General features: G+C 60.3%; 15 protein-coding genes. 6 read left to right on the top strand and 9 right to left on the bottom strand.

Features of this window, described 5'->3' with window-relative positions:
• Positions 1–41 precede the first annotated feature (41 nt).
• Entirely contained in the window at positions 42–878 is an 837-nt protein-coding gene (locus ABDZ89_RS02075; RefSeq protein WP_343776199.1) for a hypothetical protein, read from the top strand.
• A gap of 706 nt (positions 879–1,584) precedes the next feature.
• Here the strand turns inward: ABDZ89_RS02075 and ABDZ89_RS02070 are convergent.
• The 4 genes from ABDZ89_RS02070 to ABDZ89_RS02055 all read right to left on the bottom strand — a co-directional run bounded on the left by ABDZ89_RS02070 (position 1,585) and on the right by ABDZ89_RS02055 (position 5,223).
• Positions 1,585–2,025, bottom strand: coding sequence for a hypothetical protein (locus ABDZ89_RS02070; RefSeq protein WP_343776197.1), 441 nt, complete (start codon positions 2,023–2,025; stop codon positions 1,585–1,587).
• Positions 2,022–3,092, bottom strand: a complete 1,071-nt coding sequence (locus ABDZ89_RS02065) for a hypothetical protein (RefSeq protein WP_343776195.1) — start codon at positions 3,090–3,092, stop codon at positions 2,022–2,024. The genes ABDZ89_RS02070 and ABDZ89_RS02065 overlap by 4 nt, the downstream gene beginning before the upstream one ends.
• Before the next feature lie 853 nt (positions 3,093–3,945).
• A complete protein-coding gene (locus tag ABDZ89_RS02060) occupies positions 3,946–4,176 on the bottom strand; it encodes a hypothetical protein (protein ID WP_343776194.1) in 231 nt (76 codons plus the stop codon).
• 45 nt (positions 4,177–4,221) lie between these two features.
• Positions 4,222–5,223, bottom strand: coding sequence for a tyrosine-type recombinase/integrase (locus tag ABDZ89_RS02055; RefSeq protein ID WP_343776193.1), 1,002 nt, complete (start codon positions 5,221–5,223; stop codon positions 4,222–4,224).
• A gap of 882 nt (positions 5,224–6,105) precedes the next feature.
• Between ABDZ89_RS02055 and rdfA the strand changes: the two genes are divergently transcribed.
• The 3 genes from rdfA to ABDZ89_RS02040 all read left to right on the top strand — a co-directional run bounded on the left by rdfA (position 6,106) and on the right by ABDZ89_RS02040 (position 10,121).
• The gene (gene rdfA, locus ABDZ89_RS02050; protein ID WP_343776191.1) at positions 6,106–6,732 is read left to right on the top strand and encodes a rod-determining factor RdfA; all 627 of its coding nucleotides are present in this window, start codon (positions 6,106–6,108) and stop codon (positions 6,730–6,732) included.
• Positions 6,733–6,838: 106 nt separating this feature from the next.
• Positions 6,839–8,782 carry an archaea-specific SMC-related protein gene (locus ABDZ89_RS02045; protein WP_343776189.1) on the top strand — a complete coding sequence of 648 codons (1,944 nt, stop codon included), beginning with the start codon at positions 6,839–6,841 and terminating at the stop codon, positions 8,780–8,782.
• 436 nt (positions 8,783–9,218) lie between these two features.
• Positions 9,219–10,121 (top strand): hypothetical protein, encoded by a 903-nt coding sequence (locus tag ABDZ89_RS02040; protein WP_343776188.1) that lies wholly within the window; start codon positions 9,219–9,221, stop codon positions 10,119–10,121.
• Positions 10,122–10,157: 36 nt separating this feature from the next.
• Here ABDZ89_RS02040 and ABDZ89_RS02035 read toward each other — a convergent pair whose 3' ends face one another.
• Complete coding sequence (locus ABDZ89_RS02035) at positions 10,158–10,391, bottom strand: hypothetical protein (RefSeq protein ID WP_297885289.1); 234 nt, start codon at positions 10,389–10,391, stop codon at positions 10,158–10,160.
• Positions 10,392–10,504: 113 nt separating this feature from the next.
• Between ABDZ89_RS02035 and ABDZ89_RS02030 the strand changes: the two genes are divergently transcribed.
• A complete protein-coding gene (locus ABDZ89_RS02030) occupies positions 10,505–10,963 on the top strand; it encodes a universal stress protein (RefSeq protein WP_343776187.1) in 459 nt (152 codons plus the stop codon).
• A gap of 60 nt (positions 10,964–11,023) precedes the next feature.
• On the opposite strand, the gene ABDZ89_RS02025 is transcribed toward ABDZ89_RS02030, so the two are convergent.
• Both ABDZ89_RS02025 and ABDZ89_RS02020 read right to left on the bottom strand, forming a co-directional pair.
• Positions 11,024–11,755, bottom strand: a complete 732-nt coding sequence (locus ABDZ89_RS02025) for a sugar phosphate isomerase/epimerase family protein (RefSeq protein ID WP_343776186.1) — start codon at positions 11,753–11,755, stop codon at positions 11,024–11,026.
• Between the two features lie 72 nt (positions 11,756–11,827).
• Complete coding sequence (locus ABDZ89_RS02020; RefSeq protein WP_343776184.1) at positions 11,828–12,835, bottom strand: NAD-dependent epimerase/dehydratase family protein; 1,008 nt, start codon at positions 12,833–12,835, stop codon at positions 11,828–11,830.
• A 90-nt stretch (positions 12,836–12,925) separates the two neighbouring features.
• Between ABDZ89_RS02020 and ABDZ89_RS02015 the strand changes: the two genes are divergently transcribed.
• Positions 12,926–14,023 carry a Gfo/Idh/MocA family protein gene (locus tag ABDZ89_RS02015; RefSeq protein ID WP_343776182.1) on the top strand — a complete coding sequence of 366 codons (1,098 nt, stop codon included), beginning with the start codon at positions 12,926–12,928 and terminating at the stop codon, positions 14,021–14,023.
• 64 nt (positions 14,024–14,087) lie between these two features.
• Here the strand turns inward: ABDZ89_RS02015 and ABDZ89_RS02010 are convergent, their stop codons facing one another.
• Positions 14,088–15,059, bottom strand: a complete 972-nt coding sequence (locus tag ABDZ89_RS02010) for an aldo/keto reductase (protein ID WP_343776181.1) — start codon at positions 15,057–15,059, stop codon at positions 14,088–14,090.
• 277 nt (positions 15,060–15,336) lie between these two features.
• Entirely contained in the window at positions 15,337–16,266 is a 930-nt protein-coding gene (locus tag ABDZ89_RS02005; RefSeq protein ID WP_343776179.1) for an NAD-dependent epimerase/dehydratase family protein, read from the bottom strand.
• Positions 16,267–16,277: the final 11 nt, after the last annotated feature.

The raw sequence follows: 16,277 nt of genomic DNA, 5'->3' as shown, positions 1-16,277 counted from the left end.
ATAATTTTATACGTTCTCCATAAGAAGATTATCTCGGAAGTATGACTGACGAATTTGCTCAGTATGTGGATGGTGGTATCCACGCATCGACAGCAGGTAACATGTTCAGAATGTGGGGAACCTTTGGCGCTTATGGTAAAAGCGAAGTCTACCCAATTGGAATCTCGTTTCACTGGCCGGATTCTTGGGATAACTTGACGCCTGGAGAATCCGAAGAGCCAAGAATAGGTAAGCTCGAATCCTTGGCAAAGATAGCGGAAAGAGCAAATATACCGTTGATTTGGTTCGGAGAACATAAAATAAGCTGGAGGTCGGGGCAGGGAACTGTTGAGATCGGCAAAATCAAGCACTCTGGTGACGGGACTTTTACAAAGGACTTACAGACGGTCAAGATATCTGAACTTGAACCTACTATTCAAGATTTATTTGATACCGATTCTGACGTTGACGGCGGGGCATACAAGCCGAAAAATAAAAAGACAAATTCATTTCAGGAATATACCCGAGAATATCTGCCAAGTAGTTATGTAATCCAGGACTTTGACATATTTGTTGAAAAGGAGCCTGGAGATCCGGCGGCACTAATTGAAATAAAGAGATCTGGAATCAGTCCTAACAGCTGGACACCTTACTCAAATGATTGGCCAAACTACTACTTACAACTCAGTTTAGCAGAAGAAGCCGATATTGAACCAATACTTCTTCACCACGAGAAAAAGTTAGTTGAAGATCAGCAGGTTGGATACTATCATAATTTAGAACGGCCATCGAGTCCTGATACAAACTCTGATGACAGCTTCCTTAATTGGGATAAGAAAATCATTCCAGCACACGAAGCTCGGAGGAAACTTCAGGATTGTGACTTTGATCCTAATTAATTTCTAACGCTAATCTTGTGGGTATATGGTATTATAACTCCCCTTATTTCAGATTATAATTAATAGTTGAGTTATAATTTCTCCACTTCGATATTCAATGTACTCTTTGGGTTTCCATTGTCGATGTGTGTCATTATATTTGGGTGATCATTGTGTCCATATCTCCCTAACTGTAAAATAAATCACCTGCTGACTCTTCTGAGAGGTTTTTAATTTGAATGACTGTTTCCCTCAACACTATCTAAAAATTTGTCTCTGTCGATACTGGCCCTGTTAGAATTAATTTTGGTTGTAATTCATCAATTGTGTTTTTATTTGGGTTCAATGTTGATACTTGTCATCGGTACTTACCGATGCCTAATATTTTGTGTATTTCACAGGACTTGTCGATGTTTGTTTTGCTTATTGTCGATATTCTATCTACTTCGGTATTCAGTTATTGATGGTCTCACCAGAATTAGAAGGGGCACCTACTGCTCGCTTGTGTGACGGTGATCGAAGCTCACCGGATATTCACGCTCTTTTTACTCCTGCCCGTGGCTCACACCCCTTTATACCTTGACGGACTGTGTACTGGATAGGATTGAATATTAAATTTAATACTATATTGGATACTAAATTGGATAGTTAAATTTTGATATTCGTTGGCCATACCTCTAATTGGCTATTAAAGTTGAATATTCAAATTGAATAACCAACTGAATACTCACATGTTCTCGATCTCTACCGCATCTCGCATGATTTTTTCAACGTTCATGTTAATTCCAAGGTCATCAAAGACACGTTCGATTTCATCGATGACGGCTTGTTGGGCGGCAACCTGCTTTTGAAGCGATTTGTTCTTGGCTTCAAGTTTGTTCAGTCGGTCTTCACAATTGGGGTCTCCGGTCTCAATGTCGTGATTATCAACAAATTCGCGCCCACTATCAGTCAATTGAACCCGACGTGTGACGTATGAACCATCACTAACCCCGGATGTTGCCGACACGAGACCCATATCATCCAACTTATCTAATCGATATGATGATTGGGACGGTTGATTCATCCACAAGATTCGATCCCGTAGTGTGGATGTAGTGGTCTCACCACCTTGTTCAACCAGAACCGACAGCACTTCCCGGTCTCGTTGTTCGATTGAGTCCGTCATTGTGAATCACCATTATCATGTCTCAATTCAGGATCATCAACATCCCCGGCCGTCACGCCAAGACGAGTCTCCCACGTGAGATCATCCCAATCGGCTTTGAACGTCAAGTTGTGAGTTGCCTTTGCCGTCACGTGGTTTTTACCGTCATCCATCACCATATTTTCAGGAGCGTCGTCAATGATTGACAATTGTTCGACATTGTCACCGGATAGAGCCGCCAATTCAGTCGGATTATCAACCCGTTCTCTCACATCAGAATCGACATTATCGATGACGCTATCATACCACTCGGCGTTGATCTGGTCATAATCAATTTCAGGATCAGTCGCCTTACTCTTGGCTTCTCCTCCACTTATGTCAAAGAATTGATTTAATATTTTCTCAACCTTAGATTCGGAAACATACGCCTGTGGTAGTATATTCTCAAACGCCTCTTGAATCCAATCAATACGGATGTCTCGTGGTGTGTTACCACCAACATTGTTCTGATAGCCGTCACCCCAATCTTCCGGGTTGGCGGTATTCATCGAGACCACCCATTCATCCGCATTTTCGTCAATCCACGCACCAATTGTGGTCTCATAAGTCTCGCTGATAACATCAATCTGAACTGCCATCACTTGATGGAGCGAATTGAACGATTGGGACATATAACACCCAACAGCCGCCGATATTGCCTCTCGCCACTTGCGTGGGCCGTATACTTCTTCAACACAATCAACGATATGGGGAGGAATCCACGCATTAACCTGTTCAGAAGCGTCAGAATCGCCGTACTGCTCTGTATCCACATCCACATTACGACGAGTTTCGGTCAACCCCCACACGTCAGTCCCCTCTTTTTGTATGATACGAGCGTTATTATGCCGGACTTGTTCGCTTACAGACGACAATGTAGTATTATGCCGCCGAAGGAACATCATATCCATCATTTCGCTGATGACGACGCCCTTCGATAGTTTTCGATTCCCGGATTGGGCGATTGTTTTGATCACCGACAAGTCCCCAAGATTGATTGTCGGTTGCTTTTCGACCGCTTCTGCCGTATGACATGTTATTTCTCTCATATTACTTACTTAGTGATAGGAGCATATAAAGATAAAGGGTTATAATGTATTGAGTAGGTTATTATTTTTCTATTAAGGACTGATACCATTATGAAATTCCAAAGGGAGACAGTTAATGCCGGGTGTTATGCGTACATAAGACGATAAATCACCCTTCATTTGCGTTATTTGGTGGGGTGGTGGTATTTGACGGTCTCGCCAAATGAAGGGGTGGGTAGAACAAGTGGACGTGTTATACAATATCTAATTATCAATTAATAACGACCTGAAACGGTTATTATTCGATTCATTATTTACCAAATCAAAATATCGGAGTAAAACACGTCACAATTGACGGTGGTGGGGGAGGGTGGCGTAGTGATGGTGGTCTCGCCAAAAAACGGGGTGGGTGACGCTCCCCCAATCCACTCTCGCTGGTCTCACACGTCCGATATTAACGGTGAGAGAGACGCCACCTGTCGTTCACACGACGCTCCCCCAATCCACTCTCGCTGGTCTCACTCACCCCTATTCACTAATAATTTATCCGATACATTATTAATTAATTAATAATATATACAAGTGTTTATTATATGATTAGTAGTAGTAGTAGTTCGAAAGATCGATCAGGAGAGACTGACAGCCGACCGGACGTGTGGACGGGAGACGCCCGCTACCGTCCATCTTGCCATCGACACGTGATGGTTGGCCGGGCGCACCCATCCCGTGATTTGCGCTATACCCGATCACCACGGCACCCTCCCCCCACCGTCCATAATGTTGGTGAGCAACGACCGGACGGTATGGATATATCTCGTCAATTCAATCGAATATTCGGAAAAGAGCGCCCAAAAGATGGTGTTTTGGTTGTTAGTTATCGAACAACCGTGAGACCAGCGTGTGCGATATTGTTTTCGACAATTTCGTCAGCGTCAGTCTCAACGATGAACCCGTCACCAGCGTCCATCACACGTACTGGTGCGCCCAATTCCGGCTGATTCAATACGAATTGAACCATCGGGCGTTCGCACGCAGGAACGTCGGCGGCGATAACTTCGATATTCTGTTCTTCATCTCTATTATTTATGTCATTTTGTATTGACATACTATCGATTATATATGTATTTAAAAAAGTATTTGCCGTCGTTGCTCAAATACCCAATTCTTCTCGGCGCTTATTCATCTTGTCTTCTTCTGAACGCATATCATAATGTGCGTTCATAGTTCTCCGAGTTACGTCACATCGTCCACCCACCACTTCTTCTGATGTATCTTGGAGTAGAGACGTAATCACGCCCCGACGAAAGGCGTGTGTGGCGCTACTACTCTCACACTTACTGGCGTGGTTCCTCTGTGTGAATTCGCATTCGTCGGGATCTTCGCCGTGTGGACATTTTCGGCCGATTTGACATGGTTGTGTCCACCTATACGCCGTCTCTCGCAACGCCGTCCGGCTGATTCTTCCGTAGGAAGTCGTCAGTAGTGGCTTTCTTCCGTCCATTACCTGTTCGTGGCGTGTGTTCTCGATGTAATCAGACAGTATATCACACATACGCTCCGAAATCGCTACTTTCCGCTCTCCGTTTTCTTTATTTTTGAGTGGAGTATCAAAATTGGGTCGGTGAACAATGTCTAACGACTGTTCTTCTACATTCACGTCGGCAACGTCGAGTCCACGAACCGCACCAGCACGGAGACCGGTGTGAGAAAGGAGCGCGATAATAACGTGTTCTAACGACGCGTATCGAAACTTCTCCAAGTGATCGACAATTGCCTTTTGACGGTCGTGGCGGACAATATCAGAACGCTGTGCGCCTCTTGTGTGTGGACTTTCGCATACGTCCGGAATACCTTCTTGGACGTAACCACGCTTCTCACACCACTCCAACAGCATTCTGAGGCTGTCCATTTGTGTTTTTACTGTCTCAAGTGCGTGATCATCGAACCGCCACGATTTGTACTGATCAATATCTGCTGGTTCGAGTTGTTCCAGGGTGTTGATGTTATTGTTTTGGCAAAACTCAACGAAGTGGCCTAACCGAGACCGGTAGGAATAGATAGTGCTGTCGGCGTACTCAATCGACTTGTCTGAAAGAAACGATTCTACCGCTTCGCCCACATCAGCGTCGGGCTTCTCGCATTTTCGGGTCATAGTCTTTCATCGGCAAGAGACGATTTTCATGGACTGCCGGGCTGTCGCGGGGCGGAGGCACGCTTATTCTGATGTTAGATTGCTGTTTTCGGGCGGTAGCGGGGCTGTCGCGGTAGATGCCGCGGGTTCAAATCCCGTCGCGCCCGCTTACTTACGAAGCGTTTCACGACAAGTACTAATTCTACCGTAGCGACTCGCTACGCTACGGAATCAGACAAATCGGTTCCTTCTGAACCCAGTCCTGAAATCGGGTTGAATACGTCACCGATCGCGACCCCTTCGCGCGTCGCGGTCGAGTCCGCTCATGTTCGTTCTATGGCCGCCGGTCAGAAATACTTACAACAAACAGGTATTTAGAAATATACTCAATATTATATTTATTCGTGTCTCCACCAAAAATTTTGTACTTCATCAAAAAGTCTAGTTTAAATTAATTTTCTAAATACAGACACTATTAAACACCCAATTACGTAATTTATTTCTACTATATATGTATTGTTTGGAATCTTATTGTCTAATTCAATTACTCCGGACTGGTCTCATGTGAGATGTGAACCCGAGGGGTTTGTTGAATATCATCCATCGCCTTCGTCAGGTTCGACACTCGCTAACGGTCACTCTGCCGATAGCGGACCTCACAGACAAAATATCAAATTTACATATATAAACTCTTTCTGGTAGTTGCGTCTAACTACGACTGCGGGCACCCCTACCGTCACAATCTCGTTCCGCGTTTCACTCTCCCGACCTAGGCCCGACCGCCCGACTCTCGAGGCGCGAACCGGTACGGACGGCTCGCCGCCGGCGTCCGTCGCGCCCCCTCGCGACGCGGCACCGGTCCGTCCCCAGAAGACTATTCCGCTCGGTGGCCGTGCCTCGGGTATGAGCGATTCAGACGAGTCGGGCGGCGACGGGAGCGGTCGGCGAACGAAGGTCGCCAGGCTCATCGACGAGTACGGCTTCGAGAGCCTGGGCCCCGAACTGGAGCGCCGATGGACCGCGGACGGCGACGACCGACTGAGCCTGCGTGCGCTCGCCGACTACTTCAACCGGCAGCTGCTGGCGGAGCGGCTGGCGGACGCGGGGATGCAGCCGCTCGACGGCGAGACCGAGAACATCTACCGACTGCTGACGGACGACGACGTCGGCAGCGCCGACCGGACGCGGACCCGCCGGCGACTCGAACGCAACGCCGTCGACGTCGAGGGGCTCCGGAGCGACTTCGTCACCTACCAAGCGATCCGGTCGTACCTGAAGGGCGACCGCGGTGCCGAACACGCCACGGACGACCGGCCGCGGACGGTCGTCGAGACGGAGCACATCCAGCGACTCCGCGGGCGGGCGACGACGGTCACGGAAGAGCGGCTGGACCAGCTTCGGAACGGCGGTCACGTTCAGATCGGGGAGTTCCGCGTCTTCGCGGAGATCAGCGTGTTCTGCGAGGACTGCGGCACGCGGTACGAGATAGAGGAGCTGCTCGAACGCGGCGGGTGCGAGTGTTCGGAGTGACCGCGCGGTCACTCCGTGCGTCGCGGCCCCGTCGCTTCAGCGGCGTTGCGACCGTTCAGGGGTCCGTCCTTAAGATTTATCTGTCCACCGCCGCCATCTGTTCGCAATGGAGATCGAACAGGTAACCGATCACGATGCCACCCTGCGGGCGGAGAACATCGGGGGGATCGAGGAGACGACGGTCTCGTTTACCCCCGGCGTGACGGTGCTCGTCGGACGCAACGCCACGAACCGCACCTCGTTCCTCCAGGCCGTCATGGCCGCGCTCGGGAGCGAGAACGTCGCGGTCAAGGGCGACGCCGACGAGGCCGCCGTCGAACTCTCGATCGGCGACGAGACGTACACGCGACAGTTCCGCCGGCGAGGCGACGGAATCGCGTCGTCGGGCGAGCCGTACCTCGACGACCCCGACCCCGCGGACCTGTTCGCGTTCCTCCTCGAATCGAACGAGGCGCGACGGGCCGTGGCCGCCAACGCCGACCTCCGGGAGGTGATAATGCGGCCCGTCGACGTCGACGACATTCGCGCGGAGATCGACGGCCTCGTCGAGCGGCGAGACGCACTCGTGTCGGAGCTCGACGAGCTCGATTCCCTCAAACGGAAGCTCCCGCCGCTTGAGGAGAAACGGCGCGACCTGCGGTCGCAGATCGAGGACAAGAAGGCGGAACTGCGCGCGAAACAGGACGAGCTCGCGGCCGCCGACGCCACCGTCGACGAGAGCCGCGACGAGGCGTCCGAGCTCGACGAGAAGCTCGACGAGTTGGGGTCGAAGCGGTCGGCGCTGGACGACGCTCGGTACGAACTCGAGACCGAACAGGAGAGCCTCGAGGCGATCACGCGCGACCAGCGCGAACTCGAGCGCGAACTGGCCGATCTCCCCGACGTTCCGGACGGGCGGATCGACGAGATCGAATCGGAGATACGGCAGCTCCGGGACGAGAAACAGCGGGTGACGAGTCGGGTGAACGAGCTTCAGGGCGTCATCGGCTTCAACGAGGAGATGCTCGACGACGCCGAGTCGGCGGCGTTCGACGACCTCGGCGACGCGGACGACGACGACGTGACCGGGCAACTGCTCGCGGCGGACGACGTGACCTGCTGGACGTGCGGCAGCAGCGTCGAACGGGAGCAGATCGAGGCCACCCTCGACCAGCTGCGAGACCGCAGCCAGACGGCGGTCGGCAGGGCGAAAGACCTCGAAGACGAGATAGCCGAGCTGGAGGCGGAAAAGCGCGACTACGAGCAGTCACGGCGCGAGCGCGACCGGCTGGAAGAGCGGCTGTCCGCGATCGAACGCGAGCAGGGCGAGATCGAAGCGCGCATCGAAGACCTTCGCGAGCGCCGCGAGACGCTGATCGACGAGATCGAGGCGATTCAGGCCGAGGTCGAGGAGCTGGAGGACGACGACGCCAGCGCGGTGCTCGACCTCCACAAGGCGGTGAACGAGCTCGAGTACGAACTCGGCAAGTTGGAGAACGACCTCGAACGCGTCGATTCCAACGTCACCGAGATCGAGGACCGCCTCGCCGACCAGGACGAGATCGAGCGCGAGCGGGAGGCGGTCTCGGACGAGATCGAGTTGCTCCGGACGAAGATCGAGCGCATCGAGGAGAGCGCGGTCGAGCAGTTCAACGACCACATGGACACCGTGCTGGCGCTGCTCGACTACGACAACCTCGACCGGATCTGGATCGAGCGGGTCCAGCGGGACGTCCGCGAGGGGCGTCGGACGGTCACGAAGACCGTGTTCGAGCTTCACGTCATCCGCACGTCGGCGTCCGGGGCCGCCTACGAGGACACCGTCGACCACCTCTCGGAGAGCGAGCGCGAAGTGACGGGGCTCGTGTTCGCGCTCGCCGGCTACCTCGCCCACGAGGTGTACGAGGCGCTCCCGTTCGTGGTGCTCGACTCGTTGGAGGCCATCGACTCCGAGCGGATCGCGACGCTCGTCGAGTACCTCGACGACTACACCGGCTACCTCCTCGTGGCGCTGCTTCCCGAGGACGCGGCCGCCCTCTCCGACGAGTACGAACGTATCACCGACATCTAGCCCCGGCGCGGCCGCGAGAGCCTGCGGTCGCCCGCTCCGACGGCCTACCCTCCCGGATCCTCGCTCGGCGCACGCCGCTGCCGACAGCGCAGAATAACGCTCCCGTCGCAGAATAACAGTCGTACTATTGTTATTCTCGTGACCGAGCGGACGACCGCGCCCGGCGCGATTTGCGCGACCGTGGCTGATAAGACAGAATTATTTTACAATGGCACGTACATGATATAGTTATTATGTTTCTGTAGCACTCACGTACGGCGATTGTACGACTTATAACTTGAAACCAAATACCCTCAACTCTCGTATGTTACTGCCAACGGCCGTCGAACGCCCCCGGAGCGGCCGGATCTCGCCGCCCGCCACCGGCGGTCCGCTCGGACGGCGAGGACGGGGTGACCGGTACGTATTTGCCCGTCGGCACGGAAGGCTCGTCCGTATGTCGGGTCGTAGCGACGCCCCACTCGACGGAGTGGTGTTAGACGACGTCGATCCCGAGTCGATAGCGCCGGCCGAACTCCGTGCCGCCCTCGAGTCGGAGCGCTCCTTGGTCCGTCAGCGCGGCGCGCGCGTCTGTGCGGCGCTCGCGGCCGACGACGTCGACAGGGTTCGCCCGTTCGTCGAGGAACTGGGCGCGGTGCTACGCGACGACAACGCGGGCGTCGTCCAGACCGCGGCCGCGGCGCTTCAGGAGATCGCAGCGCTCGACGCGGCAGCGCTCGTGCCGGTCGTCGACGACCTCGCGGCGTTGGTGGGGTCGGATCTCCCGAGCGTTCAGTTGGCGGGCGCTCGGCCGCTCTGCGACGTGGCCGAGGAGCGGCCGGCCGCCTGCGTGCCGGTCCTCGGAGCGCTCCTCGACGGGCTCGGTGACGCGCCGGTCACCGCCGGCGGCGACTCCGCCGTCGCCTACGTCGAGGACCCGGGGACCAAGGAGGCGATCCAACAGCGCGAGCGGGAGAGCCGGGAGTACGAGCAGCACGCGCGCCAGCTCGCGTCGAACGTCGTCATCGCGGCGGCGAACGCCGAACCGGCGGCCGTCGCCGACCACGCCGCGACCCTCGCCGACCTCGCCGCCGCGGACGACGCCGTCGTTCGGAGCGCGGCGCTGGACGCGCTCGGGTCGGTGGCGCGGGCGTCTCCCGAGGCGGTGCGACCGCACGCGTCGGTCGCCCTGACGGCGCTGGACGCGGAGGCGAACCTCGTCCGAGCGCGCGCAGTCAGGCTGTTCGGCTTCCTCGGCGACGAGGCGCACGTCGAGGCGCTCGAACGCGTCGCGGCGTCCGACCCGGACGAGGAGATCGCGACGTTCGCCGCGGAGACGGCGTCGTTTCTCGCCAGCTGACCGCCGGCGTCTCACCCGTCCATCGCGTGCAGTGTCTCACCCCTCCATCGCCCGCTGCGTGCAGTACCAGTACGCGCCGCCGAACACGACCAGACAGCCGACGACGAGGATCGCGTCCACCAGCGCGATGACGTAGGCGGCGGTCCCGGGCTGGAGGAACAAGAGCGAGAACGCGAGCAGCACTCCCATCACGATGACGACGGCCAAAAGCAGCGGCAGCTGGGTCCGTTGTTCGCACACCGCGTCGACGATCGCCTCTCTGAGCGCCATACCCGTGCCACTGCGTCGACGGTGATTAACGTCCCGGTCCGCTCGCCGACCGCCCGCGCCGCCGTCGCGCGTCTCGCCGGTGTTTTTATCACTCTGCCCCCGGTCGCGATCGTATGACACGCGGTCTCGTAAGCCTCGAAGAGACGGACGCACACCGCGATCTGCTGGCGGAGGCGGCGGCCAGCGCCCGGGGAAGCGACGACGACCTCGTGGCGCTGTGGCACCTCGACGCCGACGAGTACGACGAGGACGTGACGACGCTCGAAGCCGTGGGGCGGATCGAGAACGTCGAGTACGACCGCGCCAGCATCATCGACGGCGCGACGGCGAAGGCGCGGTCGTTCGTCACGGACGTGCTGGGCGACGCCCACGTCGACGTCCAAATCGCCGTCAGCGTCGGCTCCGAGGACGACCGCGCGGAGCGGGTCCTCGACGCCGCCGACGAGCACGACTGCGGCCACGTGTTCGTCCTCGGCGACTCGCGATCCCCGACCGGGAAGGCCGTATTTGGCGACTTCGCTCAGCAGGTGGTCCTCAACTTCGAGGGGTACGCCACCGTCCGGACCGTCTGACCCGTCCGCGGCGCGGTCACCGATTCCTCGGCCGCCGGCCCCGCCTCCTGACTCGACGCCCTACTTGAGCCCGGCGACGGTGTCGGCCGCCGTCTCGAGCGTGGCGTACGAGTCGGCGCCCGTCTCCGCCTCGTAGATGAGCCACTCGACCGCGTTCTCGCGGGCGAGTCCGACGGTCCGATCCAAGTCGAGGTCGCCCGTGCCGACGACGACCGTGTCGCCGGCCGCGGCGTCGTAGTCCTTGAGATGGACGTGCGTGATCCGGTCTCCGTGGGCGTCGAGGTAGGCGAGCGGATCCTCGCCGGCCGCGCCGGCCCACCCCACGTCCAGTTCGAGGCCGACGCCGTCGGCGGCCTCGAGGAGGTGCGTCAACGCCGGGCGGCCGTCGAGGGAGACGAACTCCTGGTCGTGGTTGTGGTAGTGTACTCGGAGGTCGCGGTCGGCGAGCGCGTCGGCCGCGGCCGAGAGCCGGTCGGCGGCCGCCTCGACGGCGGCGACCGACTCGAAGTGCTCGGGGCCGAGCCACGGGACGACCACGTCCTCGTACCCGACGCCGCGGGCGGTCGCCGCGACGGCGTCGGGGTCGGCCTCGATCGCCTCGAGACCGGCGTGGGCGGCGGCGGGGGCGAGCCCGCCCGCCGCGAGCGTCCCGGCGACCGCCGCCGGCGTCGCTTCGCCGAGACCGGCGAACTCCACGCCGGTGAACGCCGTCGCACCGACGCGGTCGAGTACGGTCGGCAGCGGGTCCTCGACGTCACGCAGACTGTAGAGCTGGAAGCCGAATTCCGTCATACCGGAACGTCACGACGCCGCGGTATAACTCATCGGGGTACCGGTCGCCCTCGGCGACGACGGGAGGTGCGGCTACTCGAACTCGGCGACGAACGCGTCGGTCGCCTCCCGCCAGGCCGAGACGATCCTGTCGTACGTCGGGTCCGCGTCCCACGGTTCGATCGCGTCGTCGGCCTCGAGCCGCGCGACGGTCCGCCGCACGCCCGCCTCCCAGGAGACGGTCTGTCGGAAGCCGAGGTCGCGTTCCGCCTTCCGCGTGTCGAACACCGTCGAGAACCGGAAGTGGTCCACCAGCGGCGACACCCGGTCGGGGACCGCCGCGCGAAGGGCGTCGGTCGGCACGTGGACGAGGTCCGGTTCCGGGGCGTCGAGGGCGGCCGCCGCGCGCCGGTGGTACTGGTTCCAGGTCAACGGGTCGGTCGCCGTCACGTGGTACGCCTCGCCGACGGCCTCGTGGTTCCCGATCGCCGCGACGAAGGCGGCGGCCACGTCGTCGCGGTGACAGGGCCCCCAGACCGAGGTGCCGTCCCCGTGGACTACGATCGGCTTGCCCTTCCTGAGGCGGTCGACGTACGCCGCGCTGGAGAGCGTGTCGATGAGGCCGCCCCCCTCGCCGTAGGTGTGCCAGGGCCGGATGACCGTCGCCGGGAAGCCGTCGCTCCGGTAGGCGTCGAACAGGCGGTCCTCGCAGGCCGCCTTGTCCGCGCCGTACTCGCTGACCGGCGGCTCCCGGGCGGCCCGCTCCCGGATCGGCATCGTCTCGACCGGCCGGTGGTACACGTCGACGGTGCTGCAGAAGACGTACTGGTCGACGTGGCCGGCGAACACCTCGATGGCCGTCTCGACGTCCGCGGGGTCGAAGCCGACCATGTCTATCACGCACCCCAACGAGACCGCGTCGCGGGCCCGTTCCAGCGCGTCGCGGTCGGTCCGGTCGCCCGTAACGTGATCGACCGACTCCGGGAGGCCCGCGTCGGTCCGTCCGCGAGTGAACACCGTCACGTCGTGGCCCGCGGCGGTCGCCTGCCGCGTGATCGCCGTGCTGATGAGCCCCGTGCCGCCGATGATGAGTACGTTCACGTTCCCCCGTGGACCGCGAACCGTTTAGCTGTACGGCCCCCCGAGGTGCGTAAAGCCTTTCACCCGGTTTCGCATGGTACTCTCTAACCCGTGACGAAGTACACCGTTGCCGTCATCGGCGCAGGCCCGGACCCGGAGAACCCGTCCGTCGACGGGTACGCGATGGGGTATCGACACGCGGAGGGGTTCGAGAACGACGACCGGTGTTCGGTCGTCGGCGTCGCCGACATCGTCCCGGAGAACGGGGCCGCGTTCGCCGACGCGTTCGACCTCCCCGAGTCGGCCGTCTACGAGGCGTCCGAGCGGATGCTCGCCGAGTTGGACCCCGACCTCGTGACGGTCGCGGTGCCGCCCGCGGTCCACCGCGACGTGGTCGTCGGCTGCGCCCGCAGCGACACCGTCGCGGCGATCCACTGCGAGAAGCCGATGGCGACCTCGTGGAACGACGCGCGGGCGATGGTCCAGGAGTGTCGGCGGAACGACGTTCAGCTGACGTTCAACCGCCAGCGACGGTTCGGCAAGCCGTTCGTCGAGGCGAAGCGGCTCCTCGACGAGGGCGAGATCGGCGACCTGCGACGGGTCGAGATCACCTGGGGCGACTTCTACGACACCGGCGCGCACACGATCGACCTAGCGGGGATGTTCAACGACGAACGCGCCGCGGAGTGGGTGCTGGCCGCGCTCGACTACCGGGACGAGGACGTGCGGTTCGGGACGCACCAGGAGAACCAGATGTGGGCCCAGTGGCGCTACGAGAACGGCGTCTACGGCGTGCTCTCGGGCGGCGAGGGGAGCGACCTCGCCAACGCCTCGCTCGTGCTCCGCGGCACCGACGGCGAGATCCGCATCGACGTCGACGACGGGCCGATGCTGGCCGTCTCGCACGGCGGGGACCGCGAGGCGGTCGACGTCGACGGCGAGACGATGCACGCCACGGGCTCCGAGACCGACCGCTACGGCTCCGGGTTCCAGGACCGGGCGGTCGCCGAGGTCGTCGACGCGCTCGAAGACGGTCGAGAACCGTCGCTCAGCGGCCGGATCGGCCTCAACACCGCCGAGATCGTGTTCGCCGGGTACGAGTCGGTCCGCCGGACCGGCCGGGTCGACCTGCCCGCGGACGGCGCCGACCACCCGCTGGAGGCGATGGTGGCGTCGGGTCGGCTGTCGCCGTCGCCGCCGGACGAGTAGCGGGCCGAGGGCGGTCCCGGACGCGTCGCGTGACCGGGGACGCCCCCGAGCGACCGCTCGTCGCCTACTCGTGGCCGATGATCGGCTGCGGCTCGTACGGCTCCTCGAGGTACTCCACGTCTGACTCGGAGAGGTCGATCTCGACCGCCTCGGCGGCCTCTTCGAGGTGTTCGACGCTCGTCGTGCCGACGATGGGGGCGGTCACCCAGTCCTCGTGAAGCAGCCAGGCGAGCGATAGCTGCGCCATCGAGACGCCGCGGTCGTCGGCGAGCTCTTGGACTCGCTCGTTTATCTCGCGCCCGCCGCCGGCCCCGTACTCCGGCGTCGGGTTGTGGTGGTTCGCCGGATCGCCGCGCGCGGTCGCCTGTAGCTCGTCGTGCGGCCGGGTGAGGTATCCCTGCCCCAGCGGCCCCCACGGGATGACGCCGATGTCCTCCTTCTCACAGAGCGGCAGCATCTCCCGCTCCTCCTCGCGATACGCCAGGTGGTAGTGGTTTTGCATCGTCTGGAACCGCTCTAACCCGTTCGCCCGCGCGGTCTCTTGGGCCCTCGCGAGCTGGTAAGCCCACATCGAGGAGGCGCCGAGGTGTCGCACGTCGCCGCGACGGACGGCGTCGTCGAGCGTCCGAAGCGTCTCCTCGATAGGCGTGTCCTCGTCCCAGCGGTGGATCTGGAGGAGGTCGACGGTGTCCATCCCGAGCCGGTCCAGCGAGTCGGCGAGCTCCTGTTCTATCGCCTTCCGCGAGAGCCCGCTCCGGTTTAGCCCCTCCTCGACCGGGAAGAACGCCTTCGTGGCGACGACCTGCTCCGCCCGGTCGCGCTCGTCGAGCGCCCGGCCGAGGATCTCCTCGCTCTCACCCGCGGAGTAGGCGTTCGCCGTGTCGAAGAAGTTGATCCCCAGCTCGACGGCCCGGTCGATGATCTCTCTGGACTCCGCCTCGTCGAGCATCCACGGCTCTTCGCCGCCGAAGCTCATACAGCCCAGTCCGATGCGACTCACTTCCGTTCCGGTCGCTCCGAGCGTCGTGTACTCCACGCCTCGGCGTCTCGTCGCCGCCGGCAAAAAACTGCTGCCGGCGCGCTCGGTCGCGTTAAGTTAAGCAGAAACGCAAGATGGCGAGGGTATTCGCCGGGTTCGGGAAAGCCAATTTATAAACTCAAAATAGGTAGTAACTCTGTGAGAAACAGGATCTGCCTTCTCACTTCTCCTTCCCGTTGATCTACAGAACACGATCCGCTACAACATTCTAGAACACATGAGTAAAATCGCATGACGGCAGCCATGTTGTTACTAAGTTAACGCGACAGCGCGCTCAGGGCGCGTCGAAGTCGGGGCCCGGGACGGCCGACTCGGTGCGCCAGCTGTGGCTCGGCGCCCAGTCGAGCCGCTCCGCGGACTTGGCCGTCGAGAACGCCGACGCGTCGCCCGAGAGCGCACACGGCTCGGGAACTTCGCCCAGAAGCGCCGCGAACAGCTCGGTCGTCTCCTCCCCGAGATAGTTCTCCCTCGCGTGGCAGTGGAAGGGCTCGTGCCCGTCGACGGGCACCTCCAGGGTGCGCGCGATCTGGTCGGCGAGGTCGCGGACGTCGACGTACGACCAGTAGTTCCCGGGGCCGCCGCCGACCGCCGCCGACGGATTCGCCGCCAGGGCGTCGAGGTCGAACGCCTCCCGGATCTCGGTGACGAAGTACTCGCCGGGATACTGGACCCACGAGGGGCGGATCGAGGCGACGGAGATCCCGTCCCGTCGAACGACGGCCTTCGCCGTCTCCTCGCCGCTGACCTTCGAGAGGCCGTACGGGTCCGCGGGGCGCAGCGGATGCGTCTCCTCGATCGGCAGGGCGTCCGGGGCCCGCGCCGACTCGGCGAAGGGGAACCCGTACGCCGACTCGCTGGAGGTCCACGTCACGTCCGCGCCGATCCGCCCGGCCGCGTTCAACACGTTGTACGTGCTCAACACGTTGTTGCGGTAGACGCGCTCGCCGGCGTGGTTCAGCGGGTCGGGGATCGCCGCGAGGTGGACGACCGCGTCGGGGTCGACCGCCGCGATGAGGTCCGTCGTCTCCCCGGCGTCGACGAGGTCGACCGCGCGGAAGTCCACTTCCTCCGGCGGCGTCCCCACCGGGAGCTCGCGGTCGACGGCGACGATGTCGTACGATTCCTCCGTGAGCCGATCGACCACCCAGCGCCCGGCGCCGCCGAGCGCGCCGGTCACGACGAGCGTCTGTGGCTTCGCGTCCATACGAGTCCTCT

Origin of the sequence: Halorubrum ejinorense, from assembly GCF_039522565.1 — an archaeon.
GTDB lineage: Archaea > Halobacteriota > Halobacteria > Halobacteriales > Haloferacaceae > Halorubrum > Halorubrum ejinorense.
This window is presented reverse-complemented; position numbering and strand designations above follow the sequence as displayed.

Bases quoted from the DNA above. Each gene is read 5' to 3' on its own strand.
- ABDZ89_RS02035 (WP_297885289.1), bottom strand. From the start codon at position 10,391: ATGGCGCTCAGAGAGGCGATCGTCGACGCGGTGTGCGAACAACGGACC.
- rdfA (WP_343776191.1), top strand. From the start codon at position 6,106: ATGAGCGATTCAGACGAGTCGGGCGGCGACGGGAGCGGTCGGCGAACG.
- ABDZ89_RS02065 (WP_343776195.1), bottom strand. From the start codon at position 3,092: ATGAGAGAAATAACATGTCATACGGCAGAAGCGGTCGAAAAGCAACCG.
- ABDZ89_RS02055 (WP_343776193.1), bottom strand. From the start codon at position 5,223: ATGACCCGAAAATGCGAGAAGCCCGACGCTGATGTGGGCGAAGCGGTA.
- ABDZ89_RS02075 (WP_343776199.1), top strand. From the start codon at position 42: ATGACTGACGAATTTGCTCAGTATGTGGATGGTGGTATCCACGCATCG.
- ABDZ89_RS02060 (WP_343776194.1), bottom strand. From the start codon at position 4,176: ATGTCAATACAAAATGACATAAATAATAGAGATGAAGAACAGAATATC.
- ABDZ89_RS02030 (WP_343776187.1), top strand. From the start codon at position 10,505: ATGACACGCGGTCTCGTAAGCCTCGAAGAGACGGACGCACACCGCGAT.
- ABDZ89_RS02070 (WP_343776197.1), bottom strand. From the start codon at position 2,025: ATGACGGACTCAATCGAACAACGAGACCGGGAAGTGCTGTCGGTTCTG.
- ABDZ89_RS02040 (WP_343776188.1), top strand. From the start codon at position 9,219: ATGTCGGGTCGTAGCGACGCCCCACTCGACGGAGTGGTGTTAGACGAC.
- ABDZ89_RS02005 (WP_343776179.1), bottom strand. From the start codon at position 16,266: ATGGACGCGAAGCCACAGACGCTCGTCGTGACCGGCGCGCTCGGCGGC.
- ABDZ89_RS02045 (WP_343776189.1), top strand. From the start codon at position 6,839: ATGGAGATCGAACAGGTAACCGATCACGATGCCACCCTGCGGGCGGAG.
- ABDZ89_RS02025 (WP_343776186.1), bottom strand. From the start codon at position 11,755: ATGACGGAATTCGGCTTCCAGCTCTACAGTCTGCGTGACGTCGAGGAC.